The following is a 23,525-nucleotide window of genomic DNA, read 5'->3' as shown; positions in this document are numbered from 1 at the left end:
CGTCGGCGTGTCGGTGACCGGATCGACGGTGACGCGCAGAGTCTCGCTCTTGGTCGCCGCGACGGCAGTGCCGTCCTTGGCGATGGCGGTGACGGTCAGGTCGAAATCGACATCGCTGTTCAGAGGCGGCGTGATGGTCAGCCCGGTCAGCTGGGCCGGAGTCAGAGTCCAGGTGGTGGTGCCGTCCGTCTGCGTGATGGGCGTTCCGGCGCTGAGGGTCGCCGCTGCCGGAACACCGGCGATGGTGACGCTCAGCGCCTCCGACCCGTCGGTGTCGGTCAGGGCCGGGCTGATCGTCAGCGGGATGGCGCTGTCTTCATTGCCCCTAGCGGCCTGGACCGCCAGCGTCGGCATGTCGGTCACGGCGTTGACGGTGACCCGCAGGGTTTGAGCGACCGAGACCGGGGCGGCGACGCCGTCCTTGGCGGTGGCGGTCACCGTCAGGTCGAAATCGACATCGCTGTTGAGCGGCGGCGTGATCTTCAGCCCGGCCAGCTGCGCCGGCGTCAGGGTGATCGACCCGTTGCCGATGACCAGCGCGTCGCCAGCGGTGTTGCTGAGGCTGGCGCCGGCCGGAATGCCGCTGATGGTGATCGTCAGCGATTCCGACCCGTCCAAATCCGTCAGGGCGGGGGTGATCGTCAGTGGAATGCCGGTGTCTTCGTTGCCCGTCGCAGCGCTGACGGTCAGCGTCGGCGTGTCGGTGACCGGATCGACGGTGACGCGCAGAGTCTCGCTCTTGGTCGCGGCGACGGCAGTGCCGTCCTTGGCGGTGGCGGTGACGGTCAGGTCGAAATCGACATCGCTGTTCAGCGGCGGCGTGATGGTCAGCCCGGTCAACTGGGCCGGAGTCAGAGTCCAGGTGGTGGTGCCGTCCGTCTGCGTGATGGGCGTTCCGGCGCTGAGGGTCGCCCCCGCCGGAACACCGGCAATGGTGATGCTCAGCGCCTCCGACCCGTCGGTGTCCGTCAGGGCCGGGCTGATCGTCAGCGGGATGGCGCTGTCTTCGTTGCCCGCCGCAGCCTGGACCGTCAGCGTCGGAGTGTCGGACACGGGATCGACGGTGACGCGCAGGGTCCGGCTCACCGGCACGGCGGTGGCGACACCGTCCTTGGCGATGGCGGTGACGTTCAGAGTGAAGTCGACATCGCTGTTCGACGGCGGCGTGATGGTCAACCCGGCCAACTGGGCCGGAGTCAGAGTCCAGGTGGTGGTGCCATCCGGCTGGGTGACGGACGTTCCGGCGCTGAGGGTCGCTCCCGCAGGAACACCGGCGATGGTGATGCTCAGCGCCTCCGACCCATCGGTGTCGGTCAGGGCCGGGTTGATGGTCAGCGGGATCGCCGTGTCTTCATTGCCCGTCGCGGCGCTGACGGTCAGCGTCGGCGTGTCGGTGACCGGGTCGACGGTGACGCGCAGCGTCTCGCTCTTGGTCGCCTCGGTCGCCGTGCCGTCCTTGGCGATGGCCGTGACGGTCAGGTCGAAATCAACGTCGCTGTTCAGCGGCGGCGTGATGGTCAGCCCGGTCAGCTGGGCCGGAGTCAGAGTCCAGGTGGTGGTGCCATCCGGCTGGGTGACGGACGTTCCGGCGCTGAGGATCGCCCCTGCCGGAACACCGGCGATGGTGACGCTCAGCGCCTCCGACCCGTCGGTATCCGTCAGGGCCGGATTGATCGTCAGCGGGATGGCGGTGTCTTCGTTGCCGGTGGCGGCGGTGACGCTCAGCGTCGGGGTATCCGACACCGGGTTCACCGTCACCTGCAGCGCTTCGGTCCTGGTCGCTGCGACAGCCGACCCGTCCTTTGCGGTGGCGGTGACGGTCAGGGTGAAATCGACGTCGCTGTTCAGCGGCGGCGTGATCTTCAACCCGGCGAGCTGCTCCGGCGTCAGGGTGATGGAGCCGCCGGTGACCGTCAGCACCCCGTTCAGATCGTTGGCGAGGGTGGCGCCGGACGGGATGCCGGCGATGGTGACGGTCAGAACCTCCGTGCCGTCGGTGTCGGTCAGGGCCGGGCTGATCGTCAGCGGGATGGCGCTGTCTTCATTGCCCGTAGCGGCCTGGACCGTCAGCGTCGGAGTGTCGGACACGGGGTTGACGGTCACCGACAGCGTCTTGGCGATCGAGACCGGGGCGGCGACGCCGTCCTTGGCGGTGGCGGTCACCGTCAGGTCGAAATCGACGTCGCTGTTGAGCGGCGGCGTGATCTTCAGCCCGGCCAGCTGCGCCGGCGTCAGGGTGATCGACCCGTTGCCGATGACCAGCGCGTCGCCGGCGGTGTTGCTGAGGCTGGCGCCGGCCGGAATGCCGCTGATGGTGATCGTCAGCGCCTCCGACCCGTCCAAATCCGTCAGGGCGGGGGTGATCGTCAGCGGAATGCCGGTGTCTTCGTTGCCGGTCGCAGCGCTGACGGTCAGGGTCGGCGTGTCGGTGACCGGATTGACCGTGACCAGCAGCGGCGCGCTGGTGCTGGCGGGATCGGCTCCGCCATCCCGCGCGGTGGCGGTGACGGTCAGGGTGAAGTCGACATCGCTGTTCAGCGGAGGCGTGATCGCCAATCCGGCCAGTTGGCCGGGCGCCAGCGTGATGGTGCCGTTGCTGATCGTCAGCGTATCGCCGGCCGTGTTGCGCAGGCTGGCGCCGGACGGGATGCCGCTGATGGTGATGCTCAGCGATTCCGAACCGTCCGTATCGGTCAAGGCCGGATCGATGGTCAGCGGAATCGCCGTGTCTTCCGCCCCCGTGGTGGCGGCGACGCTCAGCGTCGGGGTGTCGGACACCGGATTGACCGTAACGCGCAGGGGCGCGCTGGTGCTGGCCGGGGTGGCGGTTCCGTCGGTGGCGGTGGCCGTGACGGTCAGGGTGAAGTCGGCATCGCTGTTGTTCGGCGGCGTGATCGCCAGACCGGCAAGCTGCGCCGGAGTCAGGGTTGCGGTGCCGTTTACCACCGCCAGCGCACCGCCGGCATTGCGCAGCACCGCCCCGTCCGGAATGCCGGACAGGGTGATGGTCAGCGTCTCCGACCCGTCGGTGTCGGTCAGGGCCGGGCTGATGGTCAGCGGAATTGCCGTGTCTTCCGCCCCCGTGGTGGCGGCGACGCTCAGCGTCGGGGTGTCGGACACCGGATTTACGGTGACCGGCAGGGTGGCGGTGACGCTGGTCGGGGCGGCGGTGCCGTCGGTGCTGGTCGCCGTGACGGTCAGGGTGAAGCTGTCGCCGCTGTTCGGCGGCGGTGTCAGGGTCAGGCCGGGAACCTGCGAGGAGGTCAGCAGGATGGTGCCGTTCACCACCGTCAGGATGGTGCCGGAGGCGTCGCGCAGGACCGCTCCGTCCGGAATGCCAGACAGGGTGACGCTCAGCACCTCCGTCCCGCCGGTGTCGGTCAGGGCGGCGTCGATGTTCAGGGCGATGGCCGTGTCTTCGTCGCCGGACACGCCGTTCACCGTCAGGTTCGGCGTGTCGGACACCGGGGCCGGAGTCGCGGCGGCATCGTCGCCGGTGGTCTCCGCCGCATCCTGGCCAACGGGCGCCGCGATGTCGGGGAGGGCTCCGTCATCGATCACCTGGTCGGGCGTCTCCGGCACCGGGATGTCGGACAGGGCGGCGGGCAGTTCGGTGAAGGCCGTGGTCGTGCGCACGTTGGACAGCAGGTCCACCCGCTCAACCGTCGTGGCGACCGTTTCGCGGCGCTCCTCCGTCGAAAATCCGGACCCGTCCGGTCCGGGTGGGCCGGAGCCCAGCGTGCCTTCCGTGCGCAGCACGTCGCCGGCCAGCAGGGCAGCCACCGCCGCCTGATCGGTCGCCACCGCCACCGACTCGCCGACCACCTCGCCGGTCTGCACGACTCCGCCGATCATCAGTTCCTCGGCGCCGCGATAGTCGGTCTGGACATAGCCGAGCGTGTCGTCCGGGCGCTGAAGCTCCACGGAACTGGCCTCGTGGATCACGCCACCCAGCCGGGTGGCGTCGACCTGCTGCAGGAGGGTCAGATCGTCCAGGATCTGACGGTCGTCGACCGCCGGGGTGTTGCCCTGAACCGCTTCCTCAGCCATCGGACCGCTCCATAAGTCGGGTGCAAAATCGCGCCACGCTACTCGTCACGACCCTAGGTTCTAGCCCTCTTAGTTGCTTGTGATAAGAAACTTCCTGTGATGATTTTCAACAGCTTGGCTGACGTCACCCTCGCCGCCGCCCCTGCATTGATAGGTACACGGACAACAGAAAACCGTTGAAAAATAACGGTTTAACGCCTCTTTCGCGCAGTTTCGAAAGGGTTGAGCGCAGGAAGCTTCGTCACTCGGTTGCCATTTGTTGCTATTCGTCGATTTACCTATCACTAGCAATTATGCTGTTGATTGTCTGCTCGGTTAACCCTGTGCACAGGTTGGTCGTTTTGCAGTCCGCATCCCCGTCTACCACCCGCATCGAACAGTCCGCCGCTTCCGCATCGGCGAAGACCGCATCGGCGAAGTCCTCTGCCGCCCGCGACAGGGTGGCGGAGAAGGCCGCGCGCCGCCTGCTGTCCGGCATGCTGGGGCCGCGCCGGGACCGGGCGATGCTGGTGCTGGCCTCCTTCGCGCTGAACGTCTTCGGGCTGGCGCTGCCGGTGACGCTGCTGCACGTCTACGACCGCATCCTGCCCAACGAGTCCTACGGCACCATGCTGCTGCTCGGTCTCGGCTGCGGGGCGGCGGCGGTGATGGAGGCGATCCTGCGGGTGGCGCGCTCGGCGCTGACCACCTGGATGGGCGCCCGGATCGAACACCGGTCGAGCGCGTCGCTGATCGACCGGCTGATGCACATGCCGCTGAACGCCTTCTCCCAGCAGGGGATCGGCACCCATTTCGAGGTCTACCGCGCCATCAAGATGGTGCGCGAGTTCTACTCGGGCCAAGCGCTGCAATCGGCCATCGACATTCCCTTCGCCGCGCTCTACCTGGGCCTGATCGCATTGCTGGCCGGCTGGCTGGTCGTGATCCCGCTGGGCGTGCTGGCGCTGTTCCTGGTCGTCGGCGCCGTCCTGGGCCGGCGGATGCGCCGGGCGCTGGAGAACCGCCATGTGCTGGAGGAACGCCGCCTGAACTTCATCAGCGAGGTGCTGAGCGGCGTCCACACTGTCAAGGGACTGGGGGCGGAGGCCGGCCTGCTGCGCCGCCACGAGCGCCTTCAGCAGGGCTGCAGCGAGGAGGACTTCAACGTCGCCCGGCTGAGCGGTTCGGCCTCCGTCGTCGCCACCACCCTGTCGCAGGCGACGATGATGCTGGTGGTCATCCTGGGCAGCGTGTCGGTCATCGACGGGATGATGACGACCGGCGTGCTCACCGCCTGCTCGATGCTGGCCGGGCGCTGTGTCCAGCCGGTGCAGTCCCTGTTCGACCGCTGGGTGCGCTATCAGTCGGTGTCGCTGTCGCTGCGCCGCATCGGCCATGTCCTGCTGGAGGTCGGGTCCGACGGCGGCACGTCGCGGGCCGGGGATAGGACCGGGACCGCCGGCGCGGTGACGGAGCCGCTCGTCCCCGGCACGATCGAGATGGACAAGGTCCGTTTCGCCTACGACCGCGGGCCGGAGATCCTGACCGACCTGTCGCTGACCGTCGGACCGGGCGAGTTCCTGGGCGTCGTGGCGACCAATTCGACGGGCAAGACGACCCTGCTGCGCCTGATCCTGGGCGTGCTGCGGCCGAATTCCGGCGAAGTGCGGGTGGGCGTGCGCAGCACGACGGAGACCGACGCCATGATCGGCATCGGCGGCGTCGTTTATGTCGGCGAGCATCCGGAGCTGTTCAAAGGCACCATCCTGCAGAACCTGACCCTGTTCGACCCCGGCCGGGCCGATCTGGCGATGGAGGTCTGCCGGCGCCTCGGGCTCGACCGCCGCATCGCCAGCCTGCCGCAGGGCTATGAGACCATCGTCGGCGACGCCTCGCAGGAGGCGCTGCCGCGCGGCGCCCGCCAGATGATCTGCCTCGCCCGCGCGCTGGTCCGCGAGCCGGCGGTGCTGCTGCTGGACGAGCCGAACTCCTCCCTCGACACCGAATCCGACAAGCTGTTCCGCCGCGCGCTGGAGGAATTGCGGGGCAGCGTCACCATCCTGCTGGTCACCAGCCGCCCGTCGCTGCTGACGCTGGCCGACCGGGTGGTGCAGATCGTCGACGGCCATGCGGTCAGCCGCGGCCCGTCCGGCGGTGAAGCCACAGGCGCCCAGCCCGCCCTCGTCTCCTCCAATCCGGGGGCCTCCAATTCCGGCACGCTGCCGGCCGGCGGGTCCGCCGCGCCGGATGCCGAACCCATCCGCACCGCCCATGACGACGCCGACATCCTGCGCCGCCGCCTGTCGGAAGCGTCGGCTGTGGGTGCCTGCATGGTGCCGCTGCTGGATGCGCTCGGCTGGCGTGGCGCCCCGCAGACCCTGGCGGAGGCGCTCCCCCACTTCTCCGAGGTTCAGACGGTCGAGGAGCTGTGCGACGTCCTCCAGCGCCTGCATTTCGAGGGGCGCAGCCTTCGCATCGACCTCGCGCGGCCCGATTCGTCCCTGATGCCCTGCCTGTTCCGCAGCCGCGACGGCGGCGTCTACACGCTGCTGTCCGCCGATGCCGACGGAGTCGTCGCCTTCAGCGGCCAGTCGCGCGAGACGGTGACGCTGAATTACGGCAAGGGCACCGCCTATGCCTTCACCGCGCTGGAGACCACGGCCGGCGCCGGGACGCAGAACTGGGTCGGCACGGTCATCCACGGCTATGTGCCGCTGCTGTGGGCTGTGCTGGGGCTTAGCGCCGTCATCAACCTGCTGTCGGTCGCCGCGCCTCTGTTCACCATGGCGATCTACGACAAGGTGATCGCCACCGGCTCCTTCGACACGCTCGCCACCATTGCCGTGGGTGCGGCGCTGGTGATCGGCGGCGATTTCGCCCTGCGCCAGATCCGCGGCCGGGCGCTGGCCCATGCCGGATCGCGCATCGCCCGGACCATCAGCAACGCCACCATCGACCGCATCCTCATGCTGCCGGTGGGCATGAGCGAGCGCGCCGCCATCGGCACGCAGATAGCCCGGGTGAAGGATCTGGAATCGATCCGCGACTTCATCAGCCAGGGACAGGTGGCGGCGTTGTTCGACGTGCCCTTCGCCCTGTTCTACCTGGGCGTGATGGCGGTTCTGGGCGGGCCGCTGGCACTGGTGCCGCTGGGCGCCGTGCTGATCACCGCCGCCATCGGCGGCGCCGTCCACCCGCTGGTGCGCGCCCGCACCGGGACCACCGCCCGCGCCGACACCGAGCGGCAGGAGTTCTTCGTGGAGATGGTCGCCAAGATGCCGGCGCTGCGCGCTATCGGCGGGCTGGCCCATTGGCGCGACCGCTACGACCGCCTGTCCGCCCGCACGGCACGATCGGGCCACACCGCCGCCAACCTGTCGGCCACCCATGCGGCGCTGGCCGGCCTCGTCGTTCCGGTCGCAGGATTGGCCACCGTCGGCGTCGGCGCGCTCCAGGTCTTCACCGGCGCAATGACGCCGGGCGCGCTGATGGCATCGATGATGCTGCTGTGGCGGGTGATGGTGCCGCTGCAGACCGCCGTCTCCATGCTGCCGCGCATCGAGCAGCTGCGTGCGAACGCCCGCCAGATCAACGGTCTGATGAGCATCCGGCCGGAGCGCGAGCCGCGTTGCGCCACCCTGCAGCCCCGCAAGCTGAAGGGCGAGGTGTCCTTCTCCCGCGTCTCGTTGCGCTACCGGAACGATGCCGATCCGGCACTGGTCGGCGTGTCCTTCACCGTCAAGCCGGGACAGATCGTCGCCATCGTCGGACCGGACGGCGCCGGCAAGTCGTCGCTGCTGAAGGTGATGCTGGGGCTCTACGCGCCGCAGGCCGGCAACGTTCGTATCGACGGCGTCGACATCCGCCAGATGGACCCGATCGACCTGCGCAAGTCGGTCGGCTATGTCCCGCAGGCCAGCACCCTGTTCTACGGCACCATCGCGCAGAACCTCCGCTTCGCCGACCAGACCGCCGGAGATTCCGAACTGCGCTGGGCGCTGTCGCTTGCGGGCGCCCTGGACGAGGTGGAAGCGCTGCCGCGCGGCCTGGACACCCGCATCGGCGACAATCAGTCGCTGCGCCTGTCACCAAGCCTGACGCAGAAAATCTGTCTGGCCCGCGCCTATATCCGCCGGCCGCGCATCCTGCTGCTCGACGAACCGGCCAGCCGGCTGGACTTCGACGGCGACAAGGCCCTGCATGCGGCGCTTTCGGCGTTGCGCGGGCACAGCACCATCTTCCTGGTCACCCACCGGCCGAGCCACCTGACGCTGGCCGACACGGTGCTGACCATGGATGCCGGCATGATCGCTCCCGCCAGCCCGGCCGGCGGCCTCCCCGGCCCCCGCCCCATCGGTCCGGGGACGGGTCCCGGCGCCGGTCCGGCGGGTGGTCCGGCCGGCGGCGGCAACAGCGTCGCCAACGGCATCGCCGGAGCGCTGCTGGGCGGGATCGGGCTGCAACGCCCGCCCGGCGTCGCCGCCAACCCTCAGCGCTGATCCGCCTTCCCCCCTTCCTCTCCGATCCCCAATCCTCTCCGATCCTGTGTGAACCGCAAGATGGCCGCTTCAGACCTCGCCCGCCCCACCGGCAAATCGCTCAGCGCCGACGATGCGACGCTGTCGCTGGTCCGCGCCACCATCCTCGTGCTGGTCCTGCTGATGGCGGCGCTGCTGGCCTGGGCCACGCTGATGCCGGTGAAGGAGGCCGTCGTCACCGCGGGGCAGGTGGTGCCGTCCGGCAACGCCCAGGTGGTCCAGCATCTGGAAGGCGGCATCGTGTCCACCATCCTGGTCAAGGAAACCGATCTGGTGGAGGCCGGCCAGCCCCTGATCGTCTTCGATCCCAAGCAGGTCCAGGCGGAGCGGGAGCAGATGAACGCCCGCCTGCTGACGCTGGAACTGCGGGCGGAGCGGCTGCGCGCCTTCGCCGCCGGGCGGGAGCCTGATTTCGTGCGCGTCGCCGGCACCGATACGCCGCAGACGGACGCACAGATCGCCGACCAGCGCCTGATCTACGACACCCAGCGCCAGGCCCGCGACACCGCCATCGCCGTGCTGCGCGCCCAGGTCTCCCAGCGCGAGGCGGAGCTGGCGCTGTATGAAGGCCAGCTCGCCAGCATCAAGGACCAGATCACCTTCATCACGGGATCGGTCGACATCCGCAACAAGCTGGAATCGATGGGCCTGTCGTCGAAGCTGCAGTCGCTGGAGACCCAGCGCGAGCAGTCCCGCCTGATGGGAGAGCAGCGGCGGATCGAGGGGCAGATCATCGCCACGCACCAGGCGATCACCGAAGCGGGCAACCGCATCCTCGACCAGACGGCCAAGCTGGCGCAGGACGCGGTGAACGAGATGGGCACCGTCACCGCCGAGATCGCCCAGCTGCGCGAGGCCCGCGCCAAGCTGGACGACCGTTCCCAGCGGCTGACCGTGCTGTCGCCGGTGCGCGGGCTGGTGCAGGACCTGCGCGTCAACACCATCGGCGCCGTGGTGCCGGAGGGCGGCGTCCTGATGCAGATCGTCCCGGTCGATCATGAGATGACGGTGGAGGCCCATGTCACCCCGCGCGACGTCGGCCACCTCCACGTTGGGCAGGAGGCGACGGTCAAGGTGCTGACCTACGACTTCGCCCGCTATGGCGCCATCACCGGCAAGCTGCTGCGCATCTCGGCCTCCACCTTCCTGGACGAACAGCACCGCCCCTATTACAAGGCGGTCATCGCGCTCAGCCGCAACCATGTCGGCCGCGACGACGTCCGGCACCCGGTTCTGCCCGGCATGACCACCCAGGTGGAGATGACCACCGGCGAGCGGTCGCTGCTGGAATATCTGCTGAAGCCGATCTATTTCGCCCTGTCCGACAGCTTCAACGAGCGGTGAGGACCGCCCTACGCCGGCCACGCCCGACAAGTGGCCGGCGATTGTTCATCCCAGCCGAATTGTGTTGCCGCTGACCCGGTATTTATTCGTACGCCTATGGGAGCCACACTCCACCGCAGTGCAATGCGGGAGGGGTGCCACGGCACCGGATGGCGATGGGACGGTCGACGAGGACACACGGGACGGGCACGGAGCGCGGCGGGGCACAGGGCATGGCGCCCTGCCCCTTCGCGGTCGATGACCGGACCATCGCCGGCCATGCCCAGGATATCCGGCTGCGGCTCTACCGGCCGCTGATCGGGCTCGCGGTCCCGGCACTGCTCTATCTGCATGGCGGCGGCTTCACCTCCGGCTCTCTGGAGGAGGCGGAGGAGACGGCGGCGGCCATCGCCGCCGAAACCCCGGCGCTGGTGGTGTCGGTCGGCTATTCCCTGGCCCCCGCCCACCCCTTCCCGACCGCCGCGCAGGATGCCTACCGCGCGGCGCTGTGGACCGCCGACGCGGCGCCGTCCCTGGGCGTCGCCCACGGCGGGCTTGGCGTCGTCGGCTATGATGCCGGCGGCCATGTCGCCGCCTCCCTGACTTTCCTGGCCCGCGACCTGGGCGGGGTTAGCCTTGCGGCGCAGGCGCTGCTCGGCCCGATGCTGGACCCCAGCCTGACGCGGGCCAGCCGCGGCGGCATCGGCGATGCCGACGGGAAGGCCGACACAACGGCCCGCCTGCTCGACAGCACCATCGCCGATTGCGCCCGCTGCTACCGAGCCTATCTGCCCGAGGCGGCGCAACGGCTGCACCCCTATGCCGCGCCGCTGGAATCGCGCCGGCTGGGCGGGCTGCCGCCGGCCCTGATCGTCACTGCCCAGAACGACATGCTGCGCACCGAGGCCGAGCAATATGCCGCCGGCCTAATCGCCGCCGGCGTGCCGACCGAGGTCACCCGCTTTCCCGCCATCTCCCACGACGCCCTGCCCGGCCACCGGCCGGCCCTGCAGGCCGTCACCGACTTCCTGCGCCGCCGGCTGCCCGCCGCGCGCGCCTGACATTTTCCTCCCCATCCGGAGACAGATCTCATGACCAAGTCACGCTCCAAGCTCGCCCTTCTCCTGATCGCCGGGGTCGCCGCGGCGGGCGCCGCCGGCATCGTCGTCAGCCAGGGCCACGCCGACGCCCCGCAGACGGCGGCAGCGGCACCGCCCCCGCCGGAGGTGGATGTCGCCCCCGTCGTGGTCCGCAAGATCACCGACTGGCAGTCCTATTCCGGCCGGCTGGAAGCGGTGGACCGGGTGGAGGTCCGTCCCCAGGTGGCCGGCGCCATCACCGCCGTGCATTTCCGCAACGGCGCGCTGGTTCGCCAGGGCGACGTGCTGTTCACCATCGATCCCCGCCCCTTCGCGGCGGAGGTCGCCCGGCAGGAGGCGCAGGTCGCCGCCGCACAGGCCCGCGTCCGCTTCACCGCGGCGGACCTGGAGCGCGCCCAACGGCTGGTCCGCGACGACACCATTTCCCGCCAGTCTCTGGAGAGCAAGGAGAACGAGGCCCGCTCCGCCGCCGCCAACCTGAAGGCGGCCCAGGCGGCGCTGGAGATCGCCCGCATCGATCTGGAGCACAGCCAGGTCCGCGCCCCGGTCTCCGGCCGCGTGTCGCGCGCCGAGGTGACGGTGGGCAACGTGGTGGCGGCAGGCGCCGCGGCGGCGCCGCTGACCACGCTGGTCTCGGTCTCGCCGATCTACGCCTCCTTCGACGTGGATGAGCAGACCTACCTCACCCACATCGCCGGGGTGAAGGACGCATCCGGCGTGCCGGTGCAGCTGGGTCTCGCCAACGAGGCCGGCTATTCCCGCGACGGCGCGGTCGAGCATGTCGACAACCGCATGGACGCGGCGTCCGGCACCATCCGCGTGCGCGCCCGCTTCGACAATGCCGACGGGCTGCTGGTCCCCGGCCTCTATGCCCGCATCAAGGTCGGCGGCAGCCAGCCGCATGACGCGCTGATGGTGGAGGACCGCGCCATCGGCACCGACCAGGACAAGAAGTTCGTCCTGGTGGTGGCGGAGGACGGCACCGTCACCTACCGCGCCATCGTCCCCGGCGCCCAACAGGCCGGCCTGCGGGTGGTGAAGAGCGGGCTGGAGCCCGGCGAGCGCATCGTCGTCAACGGCCTGCAGCATGCCCGCCCCGGCAGCCGCGTCAGCCCGCGCACGGTCGCGATGAACGGCACGCCGGACCCCATCCGCACCGCATCCACGGCGCAATGATCCTCGCCCGCCGGGAGAGCCGTCATGAACATCTCGAAATTCTTCATCGACCGCCCGATCTTCGCGGGGGTCCTGTCCGTGGCGCTGTTCCTGGCGGGTGCGATCTCGCTGTTCCAGCTGCCGATTTCCGAATACCCGGAGGTGGTCCCGCCCTCCGTCGTCGTCCGGGCGCAATATCCGGGCGCCAACCCCAAGGTCATCGCCGAGACCGTCGCCGCGCCGCTGGAGGAGCAGATCAACGGCGTCGAGAACATGCTGTACATGCAGTCGCAGGCCAACAGCGACGGCAACATGGCGCTGACCGTCACCTTCCGGCTCGGCACCGATCCGGACAAGGCGCAGCAGCTGGTGCAGAACCGCGTTTCCCAAGCCCTGCCCCGCCTGCCGGAGGATGTGCAGCGGCTGGGCGTGACGACGGTGAAGAGCTCGCCGACGCTGACCATGGTCGTGCATCTGCTGTCGCCCAACGACCGCTATGACATGACCTACCTGCGCAACTACGCCATCCTGAACGTCAAGGACCGGATCAGCCGCATCCAGGGCGTCGGCGAGGTGCAGGTCTGGGGTGCCGGCGACTATTCCATGCGCGTCTGGCTCGACCCCAACAAGGTGGCTGAGCGCGGCCTGACCGCGTCCGACGTGGTGGCGGCGATCCGCGAGCAGAATGTCCAGGTCGCGGCCGGCGTCATCGGCGCCTCGCCCAGCCTGCCGACCACGCCGCTGCAGCTGTCGATCAACGCGCAGGGCCGCCTGAAGACGGTGGACGAGTTCGCCAACATCGTCCTGAAGATCGGCAAGGACGGCGGCGTCACCTATCTGCGCGACGTGGCGCGGGTGGAACTGGCGGCCTCGCAGTACGGCCTGCGGTCGCTGCTGGACAACAAGTCGGCGGTGGCGCTGGGCATCAACCAGGCGCCGGGCGCCAACGCGCTGAGCATCGCAGACAATGTCCGGGCCACGATGGCGGAGCTGAAGGCCGACATGCCCGACGGCGTCGATTTCAGCATCGTCTACGACCCCACCCAGTTCGTGCGGTCGAGCATCGAGGCGGTGATCCACACCCTGCTGGAGGCCGTCGCCCTGGTGGTTCTGGTGGTGATCATCTTCCTGCAGACCTGGCGGGCGTCGATCATCCCGCTGCTGGCCGTGCCGGTGTCGATCGTCGGCACCTTCTCCCTCATGCTTCTGCTGGGTTACTCGATCAACGCGCTGTCGCTGTTCGGCATGGTGCTGGCCATCGGCATCGTGGTGGATGACGCCATCGTCGTGGTCGAGAACGTCGAGCGCAACATCGAGTCCGGCCTGTCGGCCAAGGAAGCCACCTACAAGGCGATGCAGGAGGTCAGCGGGCCGATCATCGCCATCGCGCTGACGCTGGTCGCCGTCTTCGTGCCGCTGGCCGCCATGACCGGCCTGTCCGGCGAGTTCTACAAGCAGTTCGCGATGACCATCGCGATCTCCACCGTCATCTCCGCCTTCAACTCGCTGACCCTGTCGCCCGCCCTGTCAGCGGTGCTGCTGCGCGGCCATGACCAGCCGCAGGACTGGCTGACCCGCGCCATGAACCGGGTGTTCGGCGGCTTCTTCCGCCTGTTCAACCGGGTGTTCCACCGCGCGTCCACCGGCTACGGCCGCGGCGTCGGCGGGGTGGTGCGGCACAAGGGCATGATGATGATGGTCTATGTGCTGCTGCTGGGCGCCACCGTGCTACTGGGCCGCGCGGTGCCGATGGGCTTCGTCCCGGCCCAGGACAAGGAATACCTGATCAGCTTCGCCCAGCTTCCCAACGGCGCCTCGCTCGACCGCACGGAGGCGGTGATCCGCGAGATGACCGACATCGCGCTGAAGCGCCCCGGCGTGCAGAGCGCCGTCGCCTTCCCCGGCCTGTCGGTCAACGGCTTCACCAACAGCTCCAGCGCCGGCATCGTCTTCGTCACGCTGAAGCCCTTCGCCGAGCGCGGCGACGCCAGCCTTTCGGCCAACGCCATCGCCGCCGACCTGCAGAAACGCTATGCCGGCCTGAAGGAGGCCTTCGTCGCCATCTTCCCGCCGCCGCCGGTGATGGGCCTCGGCACGTTGGGCGGCTTCAAGATGCAGCTGGAGGACCGCGGCGCGCTGGGTTACGAGGCGCTGAACGCGGCGGTCAACGCCTTCGTCACCAAGGCGATGCAGACGCCGGAGCTGGGGCCGACCTTCTCCAGCTACCAGATCAACGTGCCTCAGTTGGACGTCGATCTCGACCGGGTGAAGGCCAAGCAGCAGGGCGTGGCGGTCGGCGAGGTGTTCGACACCATGCAGATTTATCTTGGCTCGCTCTACGTCAACGATTTCAACAGCTTCGGCCGCGTCTACCAGGTCCGGGTGCAGGCGGACGCGCCCTTCCGGGCGGAGTCCGGCGACATCGGCCTGTTGAAGACCCGCAACGACCGCGGCGACATGGTTCCGCTGTCCTCGCTGGTCCGGGTGTCGCCCAGCTACGGGCCGGAGATGGTGGTGCGCTACAACGGCTACACCGCCGCCGACATCAACGGCGGGCCGGCGCCCGGCTTCTCCTCCGGTCAGGCGCAGGCGGCGGCCGAGCGCATCGCGGCGGAGACGCTGCCACGCGGCGTGCGGTTCGAGTGGACCGACCTGACCTATCAGCAGATCCTGGCCGGCAACTCCGCGCTATGGGTGTTCCCGATCAGCATCCTCCTGGTCTTCCTGGTGCTGGCGGCGCAGTACGAGAGCCTGACCCTGCCGCTGGCGATCCTGATGATCGTGCCGATGAGCCTGATGTCGGCGCTGGCCGGCGTGTGGATCACCGGCGGCGACAACAACATCTTCACCCAGATCGGTTTCATGGTCCTGGTCGGCCTGTCCGCCAAGAACGCCATCCTGATCGTGGAGTTCGCCCGCGAACTGGAGGAGCAGGGCCGCAGCACCGTCCAGGCCGCCATCGAGGCCAGCCGCCTGCGCCTGCGCCCGATCCTGATGACCTCCATCGCCTTCATCATGGGCGTGGTGCCGCTGGTGACCTCCACCGGCGCCGGGTCGGAGATGCGGCACGCCATGGGTGTGGCGGTGTTCGCCGGCATGATCGGCGTCACCCTGTTCGGTCTGGTGCTGACCCCGGTCTTCTACGTCCTGCTGCGCCGGCTGGCCGGCGCGAAGGCGGAGCGGTCGGCGGACATCCCCTCCACCCCGGCGGGAGCGGTGACGCACCACTGACCGCTCGACATTGGCCGCTTACCGTCTGAAGACTTCTTCCGCCACGGCATCCAGCAGGGCCTCGTCGCTCTGCTGGTTTCCGTTCGTCAGGAAGATCAGCGCGGTGCGGCGGCCGGGGTAATAGCGGACATCGGCCTCGAACCCGTCATAGCGGCCGTCATGGCCGACGCTACGCCCCCAGCGGTCCTTCGACAGCGCGACGCCCAGCCCCTGCCCCTCCTCGTTCTCGGACGGGGTCATCATTCGCCGGACCGTCTCGGGTTTCAGCAAGCGGTTGTCGCGGAACAGGGCGAAGACGAAGCGTTCCAGATCGCCGGCGGTGGTGACCAGCGGCCCGTCGCCGGTGGTCGCCGCCCAGGACCGACGGCTGACGTCGCCCTCCTCGGTATAGCCATGGGCAAGGCTGCGGTCGCGCGGATCTGCGCCCACGGTGGTCGAGCCCATCCCGGCCCGCTCCAGCACCCGGCTCCGCAGCACCTGCGCGAAGGGAACCCCGTCCCGCAACGCCGCGATGTGGCGGAGCAGGACATAGTTGCTGTTGGAATACTCGTAATGCCCGCCGACCGGCCCGGTCGCCTCCTCCCCCGCCGCATAGGCGAGCAGCGCGCCGCTGCGCGGCAGCCGTTCCGGCTTGGCCGCCTCGTCCTCTTCATAGGCATCGGTGATGTAATCGGGAATGCCCGAGCTGTGGTCGAGCAGATGGACCAGCCGCGCCCGGTTGGCATTGGCGACCTTACCCAGCGGCAGGTCCGGAGCCAGTTCCCGCACCGGCCGGTCGAGCGAGAGCAGCCCCTCCTCCACCTGCTGCATCACGGCGGCGGCGGTCGCCATCTTGCCCACGGAAGCGACGTAGAAGCGCGTCTCCTCCGTCACCGGCCGCTCCCCCCGCCGGTCGGCGATGCCGGAGACGACGACACGCCGGAGGTCGGGGCCGGACACCAGCAGGACGCCGCCGTCGAGTTCCTCCTCGGCGATGAAGCGGTCGAGGAGGCGCTGCAGGCGGTCGGCGGCGTGGGCGGACGGGGCCGCGGAGCCCAGCAGGAGCACCGCGGCCAGGGCAAACCTCAGCGTCAGTAAACACGTAGCCCAAGATGATGGGGCATCCGTTTCACTCGGTCTATCCTTCATACTCCTGTTCCCTACCCACGCAAGATGAGAGAAGCACGCCATAGAATGAGTTTGAAATCAGACCCAATGCCATACAACTATACGCGGACAAGAGCTGACGGCCATATCACGCAGCTGACGCAGCATATCTCCTTATTGAAAAGAAAATTTTTGCAATGCTTGCGCTCATTTTACACACATATCTTACGCAATAATTTCTATTGGAAGAACAATCTCTTCTGCTCCATTATCTTGAGAATGGCTCACTTTTTCTGATAACTGGCCATCAATATCCAATATCTCTTTGATTTTGTCAAAAAGCTGACGGAATGGCTCAAAGGCGTGCACAGGAAATGTTGGAACTACATGTTCGGCAAATCCAACTTTTGAGTTCTTTATAATCTCCCTGTGCCACTTCTCTTCCGATACATATTGGCCTATAACAACTCCATTTGATATTGCAGGAGCGGTTTTATACCTCATCTCAAGCCCATGCTCGTTTACGCGCATATTTAAAAACTGCTCATCAAACAGGAACTCTATAGGCAAGTTCTTTGCTTGAACATATTCTTCTTTCCCAGCAGGAGCAGGAAGAATAATGGCGAAAGCCTTGCCATTACGATGTTTCTTAAACCAGGATTCATTGCGCGGAGAAGAAAAGTTATTATCAAGCAAAAATGCTTTTTGCCCCTCAATGTCATTATCAAATATACCAATAGTTTTTCTCCCACCAGGGAGAACAGAACAGAGGTGTTTACTTAAAGTATTTGCACCAGCGCCACCGCCACCTTCTCCTGGCGGATGCGTATCGCAGGCCATCAATGCGAAGGGAGCATCTTCTTGATAAAGTTTATTCCAAGCAAACTTGATGATCATAGCGTCCGTCTTACCTTCGGTAAGCACGACGGGACGTATTTCGTCCCTAATCTTCTTAGCTAGCTCTTTCAGTTTATCATTCATAACCTCGGCATCATGCAATTTTTTCTTCAGAATATCATGAAGCGTAGATTGCATTTTTAAATGGCCAAGCTCTTCCGCAAGATCAATGTCGTCATCCAGCCTAAGGTTCTTTTTATTAATATAGTAAACACTTGTTCCCCCATCTCCGGCTTTTGCACGATAAAATTCACATCTCTCATCCGAGAGCGATATGAAAGCGGGGCTATGAGTTGTTATAATTACTTGAGACTTCCTTGAATATGCGCTAGCAAATCGCTCAAACAGCTCGGCAGCGCGCTTATACTCCATCGAATTTTCCGGCTCTTCAAATCCCCACATGAACCTCTTAGTTGATCTCTCCGAAATATAGTTAAGTATAGTAGGAATAAGGCGTAGTCGTATACCGTCACCACGCGCATCTATATCGATAACAGGCTCGCCACCTGCGGTAGCCGCTGTACGAATTCTTAAGGCCTGAAAAAGCTCAGCAAAATTCTCGGGAAGGGATATGCGAGCAGAAACACCGGTAGAGTTCTCAAAATCTTCTTGCAACATTCTTGCAGTCTTAGAAAGCTGCTCGTTAAATTTCCCAACCTCTCCTATAAAATCTCCCCCATCTTTTTCGCCTAATTCAAAAATGGATGATTGAAGATATTTAAGCACAACCTTGAACACATCTCTATCTTTGACCGCAGGGACATACACATATTGAATGCTATTCAAAAACATGCTCAGGCTACGCGCTGCATATCCTTCTTTGAAATCTCTGTCTTTTATCCTGGCAAACTGGTTCTTTAGATCGTCAGTTTGCTTTGGATCTTCCTGATCTCGGAACCAAGTACGCGTAACAGTAAACATTGGAGGAAGCGTATTCTCAAAGCTTCCACCTCGATTGAAAGTAACGGCAATCTGTATAAACTGTTTCCCTTTGATGCTATCACGTCTCACCTCCTCGCGGCGGCGAGTTGAAAAATCTTTTTCGAAAATAAAATGATCTAGCCAATCAGTTTTCCCATTAAAGAATAGATTTAGAGCACGAAGAATATTTGATTTACCAGCGTCATTTCCACCCGTTATGACTGTGAAATGCCCAACGGGATCCATTTTGACGTCAAAAATAGATCGGAAATACTTTATCTGTATCCTACGCACAAGGGGAGGATGTGAAGAAATATCAACAGATCGCGCCATGACAACCCTGAGATTAATTACATTTCCAGATACAGTGATACCACATGCATACGGCTCCGAGTAGGGTTTGTTAAGGCTACAGCATGACAGAGAGTTTCACGCATTATTCATCGGTAGCCCTGCCGTATTCACAGGATGGGCGTTCCAGATCAATGCATTAGGTGCCCTGTATATAGGATTATAGATGCGTGTGCTGAACAGCCTTCCTCAATGCGCCTCCTCCCAATTGTCCCCGATCCCCGCCTCCGCCACCAGCGGCACGCCGAGATGCGCGGCGCCCTCCATCACCCCGCGCACGATGCGCGCCGCGTCCTCGGCCTCCGCTTCCGGGACCTCGAACAGCAGTTCGTCGTGCACCTGCAGCAGCATCCGCGCGCTGCTTCCCGCCGCGGCCAGGGCTGCGGGCATGCGGTTCATGGCGCGCTTCATGATGTCGGCGGCGGTGCCCTGGATGGGGGCGTTGATGGCCTGGCGCTCGGCGAAGGCGCGGCGGGCGGCGTTCTTGTCCTGGATGCCGGGCATGTAGCAGCGGCGGCCGAACAGCGTCACCACATAGCCGTGCTGGCGGGCGAAGGCCTTGATCGACTCCATCCACACCTTCAACTCGTGGAAGCGCTCCAGATAGGTCTTGATGAAGGCGTTGGCCTCGCCGGGCGCGATGCCCAACTGGCGGCCCAGGCCGAAGCCGGAGATGCCGTAGATGATGCCGAAGTTGATCGCCTTGGCCTTGCGGCGGATGTCCGGCGTCATCTGATCCAGCGGGATGCCGAAGACCTGGGCGGCGGTGGCGGCGTGAATGTCCAGGCCGTCGCGGAAGGCGTCCTTCAACGCCTGGATGTTCGCCATCTCCGCCACCAGACGCAGCTCGATCTGCGAATAATCGACGCTCAGCAGCTTGTGGCCGGGGGATGCCACGAAGGCGCGGCGGATCTTCTTGCCCTCCTCCGTCCGGACCGGGATGTTCTGCAGGTTGGGATCGGTGGAGGACAGGCGGCCGGTGTTGGTCGCCGCCAGCGCGAAGGCGGTGTGGACCCGGCCGGTGACGGGGGAGATCTTCTCCTGCAGCGCGTCGGTGTAGGTGCTCTTCAACTTGGCGAGCTGGCGCCAGTCCAGGACGCGCTGGGCGATGGTGTGGCCCTGCTCCGCCAACTCCTCCAGCACGCTGCTGTCGGTGGAATAGGCGCCGGTCTTGCCCTTCTTGCCGGTGCCGAGCTTCAGCGTGTCGAACAGGATCTCGCCCAGCTGCTTGGGCGAGCCGATGTTGAAGCTCTGGCCGGCCAGCGCGTGGACGTCCTTCTCGATCTCGGCGAGGCGGATGGACAGGCTCTGCGACAGGTCGGACAGCGCCTTCTTGTCGATGCGCACGCCGGCCCGCTCCATGTCCGCCACCACCGGGACCAGCGGGCGGTCCAGAGTCTCATAGACGGTGACCATGCGGTCGTCGACCAGCCGCGGCTTCAGCAGCGTCCACAGGCGCAGCGTGATGTCGGCGTCCTCGGCGGCATAGGCCAGCGCCTTGTCCAGCGGCACGCGGTCGAAGGTGATCTGGTTCTTGCCGGTGCCGCAGACCTCCTTGAAGGGGATCGGCGTATAGGCGAGATGCATCTCCGCCAGCTCGTCCATGCCGTGGCCGTGGGCGCCGCCGTCCAGCACGTAGGAGATCAGCATGCTGTCGTCCACCGGCGACACCGCGATTCCGTTGCGGGCGAAGAGCTGGTGGTCGAACTTGAAGTTGTGGCCGATCTTCAGGACCGACGGGTCCTCCAGCACGTCCTTCAGGATCGCCATCGCCTCGACCGTCGGGATCTGCACCGGCGGCGGCGGGGCGTCGAAGTCCAGCTGGCCGGCGGCGGCGGTGGACGCGCCATGGGCCAACGGGATGTAGCAGGCGATGCCGGGCTCGGTCGACAGCGACACGCCGACCAGCGTGGCGGTGGCGGGGGTCAGGCTGTCGGTCTCCGTATCCACCGCCAGCACGCCGGTTTCCCGCGCCCGCTCGACCCAGCGGCGCAGCGTGTCGGCATCCTGCACCAGCTCGTAGCGCACCTCCGGCACATTCAGCACCGTCTTGCGGGCCGGGCGGTTTTCTTCGGCCGGTGTCGGGGTGGGCGCGGGGGACTTCGCTGCGGGCGTGGGTGCGGACCCGGGGGACGGGAGCGCGCTTCCGGCGCCATCGGCGATGCGGCCGTCCTTCTGCATCTCCATCTCGACACGCGAGACGATGCTGCGGAACCCCTGGGCGCGCAGGAAGTCGATCAGGCGCTGGTGATCGGGCTCGCGCACGCGCAGCTCGTCCAGAGGCTTGGGCGGCGGCACGTTCTCGTCCAGCAGGACCAGACGGCGGGAGACGCGGGCCTGATCGGCGAACTCGATCAGCTTCTGGCGGCGGGCCGGCTGCTTGATCTTCTCGGCATTGGCCAGCAAGGCTTCCAGGTCGCCATATTCGGTGATCAGCTGGGCGGCGGTCTTCACGCCGATGCCGGGCACGCCGGGGACATTGTCGACGCTGTCGCCGGCCAGCGCCTGGACGTCCACAACCTTCTCCGGCGGCACGCCGAACTTCTCGAACACCTCGTCGGGGCCGATGGCCTTGTTCTTCATCGGGTCGAACATGCCGACGCCGGGGCGGACCAGCTGCATCAGGTCCTTGTCCGACGACACGATGGTGACCTGACGCCCGGCCTCCTGCGCCAGACGGGCGTAGGTGGCGATCAGGTCGTCGGCCTCATAGCCCTCCAGTTCCAGGCAGGGCAGGCAGAAGGCCTCCGTCGCCTCGCGGATCAGGGCGAACTGGGGCTTCAACTCCTCCGGCGGTTCCGGGCGATGGGCCTTGTAGTCGGGATAGAACTCGTTGCGGAAATTCAGGCGCTTGCTGTCGAAGACGACCGCCACCGCTTCCGCCCTGGCGTCGGCCAGCAGCTTCAGCAGCATGTTGGAGAAGCCCAGCACCGCGTTCACCGGCGTGCCGTCCGGCCGCGTCAGCATCGGCAGCGCGTGGAAGGCGCGGAAGATGAAGCCGGAGCCGTCGACCAGATACAGCCCGCTGCCGTCGCCGTTGGAGGCGGCGGGGAGCCCGGCGGCGTCGTTCTGGGAGGCAGCGGTGGCGTCGGTCATGATGGTCTCTCGTCCCTTCCTTGCGGGCGCTACCATCGCCGAAGGAGGCCCGTGAGTCGAGTGCCGAGACCGGATATCAGCGGCCTGAGATCAGGGCGTGCTGTCCTCGACCACGCTGCTGACCACCGGGCCGACGAAGGCATAGCCGACACCGTGCACCGCCTGAACCGGCAGGGCGCAGCCGCTGCGCTCCTCCACCTTGATGCGCAGGCGGCGGACCAGCGAATCGATGGAGCGGCTGTAGGGATCCCAGTCGCGGCCGGTCAGCGCCACGGAGATGTCCTGGCGGGTCACCGGCTCGCCGGGAGCGGTGACCAGCAGGGAGAGGAACTTGTACTCGGTCGCGGTCAGCGGCACGGCGGCGCCGGTCGGCGGCTGGATGCGCCATTCAATGTCGTCGAACACCCAGGCCTTGCGCGCGTCGGCCGTGACCGCCGGTGCGGCGGACGTCGGCTCCGGTGCCGTGAGCGGAGCGGTCCCCTTCTGCATCCGGCGCATCAGCGCCTTGACCTGCGCCTCCACCTCCCGGAAATCGACCGGCTTGACCAGATAGACGTCGGCCCCGAGTTCCAGCCCGATGACCCGGTCGATCAGGCCGGACCGCGCCGTCAGCATGATGATGGCGGCATGGGACGAGGCGCGGATGCGCCGCGCGACCGAGAACCCATCCTCATCGGGCAGGTTGATGTCGAGCACGATGACGTCGGCCGGGCCGCTTTCCAGCAGCCGGTCCAGCTCCGCACCACGCGACGCCCCCCGCACCTCGAACCCGCAGCGGTCGAGATATTCGACGAGATCGTCACGAAGGTCGGCTTCGTCTTCGACCACAATGATCCGGGCCACGACGCCTATGCCCCCATTCACATTCGTATGAGATTATATTAATCACCCAATCGGGTTACGCAAACCCAATCGGTTCGACCGGACCAAACCGGTTCCGCGCAAGATCGGTTCCACAGCTTTACCTATGGGACAGGTACTGGTCGCCCACGGTCGCGGAGTAGCGCGCGACCGCGGCCTTGTCGATGGCATCGACCCGGCCCTTCCCCTTCAGCTCTGCAAGGCAGCGGTCGAAGTCGCCGCGCAGCGACTCGTCGCGGAACACCATGCTGTAGGGTGTCGGCGGGAAGATGGCGGTGAACTGCACCGGCTGGGCCGGGTCGAAGGGCAGGCCGCCACCAGCCTTGGCCTTGTCCTGAAGCTGGCGGTTGTATTCGGCGAAGATCAGCCCGTCGGCTAGGACCGCGTCGACCCGGCCGGCGAACAGCAGGTTGGAATGCACCATCTGGTCGGCGCGCTCGCGGAAATCACCGAAGCTCGGGATCGCATCGCGCAGGCCGGGCAGGACATCGGGCGCGCCGGAGAATGTGATCACCCGCTTGCCCGCCAGATCGGCCAGCGACTTCACGGTCAGGCCGCTGCTCTTCAGAATCGACGCGCCGTTCTGGTACAGGATGTAGGGGACGGAGCGCGCGCCCGGCATCTCCATGCCGGCGGGCACGGTGGTGACGGCATCGACCTGGGCGCCCTCGCGGAAATCGTTCCAATGGCGGCCGAACGGCACGACCTTGAAGCGTGCTTCATGGCCGCAGGCCGCCAGCGTCTCGGCGATGATGGAGGCCTCGCGCCCGGTGCCGTCGGCGGTCATCATCGGCGGCAGTTCGGGCGCCAGCACCGTCACCGGACGGGCCGCGGCAGGTGACGCCGCCATGTGAAGGGCGGCGGCGAGCGTGGCGGAAAAGACCCCTGCGGCACCGAATGCACGAACACCGAACGCCATCCTTCGCCCTCCACCATT

General features: G+C 66.3%; 11 protein-coding genes. 5 read left to right on the top strand and 6 right to left on the bottom strand.

All coding sequences use genetic code 11. The annotated features are described in order from the left end of the window. Positions 1-4,050, bottom strand: a 4,050-nt coding sequence (locus tag VD964_RS05240; protein WP_414637094.1) for a beta strand repeat-containing protein, incomplete at its 3' end; no start/stop codon positions are given. A 341-nt stretch (positions 4,051-4,391) separates the two neighbouring features. Between VD964_RS05240 and VD964_RS05235 the strand changes: the two genes are divergently transcribed. The 5 genes from VD964_RS05235 (at position 4,392) to VD964_RS05215 (ending at position 15,376) form a co-directional block, all read left to right on the top strand. Further along, positions 4,392-8,528, top strand: coding sequence for a peptidase domain-containing ABC transporter (locus VD964_RS05235; protein ID WP_324866274.1), 4,137 nt, complete (start codon positions 4,392-4,394; stop codon positions 8,526-8,528). Positions 8,529-8,588: 60 nt separating this feature from the next. Then, complete coding sequence (locus VD964_RS05230) at positions 8,589-9,911, top strand: HlyD family type I secretion periplasmic adaptor subunit (protein WP_324866272.1); 1,323 nt, start codon at positions 8,589-8,591, stop codon at positions 9,909-9,911. A 212-nt stretch (positions 9,912-10,123) separates the two neighbouring features. Further along, on the top strand, positions 10,124-10,951 hold the full coding sequence (locus VD964_RS05225) for an alpha/beta hydrolase (protein ID WP_324866270.1): 828 nt from the start codon (positions 10,124-10,126) through the stop codon (positions 10,949-10,951). Positions 10,952-10,981: 30 nt separating this feature from the next. Continuing rightward, on the top strand, positions 10,982-12,166 hold the full coding sequence (locus VD964_RS05220; protein WP_324866268.1) for an efflux RND transporter periplasmic adaptor subunit: 1,185 nt from the start codon (positions 10,982-10,984) through the stop codon (positions 12,164-12,166). Positions 12,167-12,190: 24 nt separating this feature from the next. Continuing rightward, complete coding sequence (locus VD964_RS05215) at positions 12,191-15,376, top strand: efflux RND transporter permease subunit (RefSeq protein WP_324866266.1); 3,186 nt, start codon at positions 12,191-12,193, stop codon at positions 15,374-15,376. Between the two features lie 18 nt (positions 15,377-15,394). Here VD964_RS05215 and VD964_RS05210 read toward each other — a convergent pair whose 3' ends face one another. The 5 genes from VD964_RS05210 to VD964_RS05190 form a co-directional block, all read right to left on the bottom strand. Beyond that, on the bottom strand, positions 15,395-16,423 hold the full coding sequence (locus VD964_RS05210) for a serine hydrolase domain-containing protein (protein WP_324866263.1): 1,029 nt from the start codon (positions 16,421-16,423) through the stop codon (positions 15,395-15,397). A 264-nt stretch (positions 16,424-16,687) separates the two neighbouring features. Continuing rightward, positions 16,688-18,613: an ATP-binding protein gene (locus tag VD964_RS05205; protein ID WP_324866261.1), complete on the bottom strand. Its 1,926-nt coding sequence runs from the start codon at positions 18,611-18,613 to the stop codon at positions 16,688-16,690. A gap of 207 nt (positions 18,614-18,820) precedes the next feature. After that, the gene (polA, locus tag VD964_RS05200) at positions 18,821-21,727 is read right to left on the bottom strand and encodes a DNA polymerase I (RefSeq protein ID WP_324866259.1); all 2,907 of its coding nucleotides are present in this window, start codon (positions 21,725-21,727) and stop codon (positions 18,821-18,823) included. 90 nt (positions 21,728-21,817) lie between these two features. Next, complete coding sequence (locus VD964_RS05195) at positions 21,818-22,570, bottom strand: response regulator transcription factor (protein WP_324866257.1); 753 nt, start codon at positions 22,568-22,570, stop codon at positions 21,818-21,820. Between the two features lie 118 nt (positions 22,571-22,688). Beyond that, complete coding sequence (locus VD964_RS05190; protein ID WP_324866255.1) at positions 22,689-23,507, bottom strand: transporter substrate-binding domain-containing protein; 819 nt, start codon at positions 23,505-23,507, stop codon at positions 22,689-22,691. Positions 23,508-23,525 lie beyond the last annotated feature (18 nt).

The sequence above is a fragment of the Azospirillum sp. genome, assembly GCF_035628975.1.
GTDB lineage: Bacteria > Pseudomonadota > Alphaproteobacteria > Azospirillales > Azospirillaceae > Azospirillum.
Note: the sequence above shows the minus strand (reverse complement) of the source record. Positions and strands in the feature narration are given on the sequence as shown.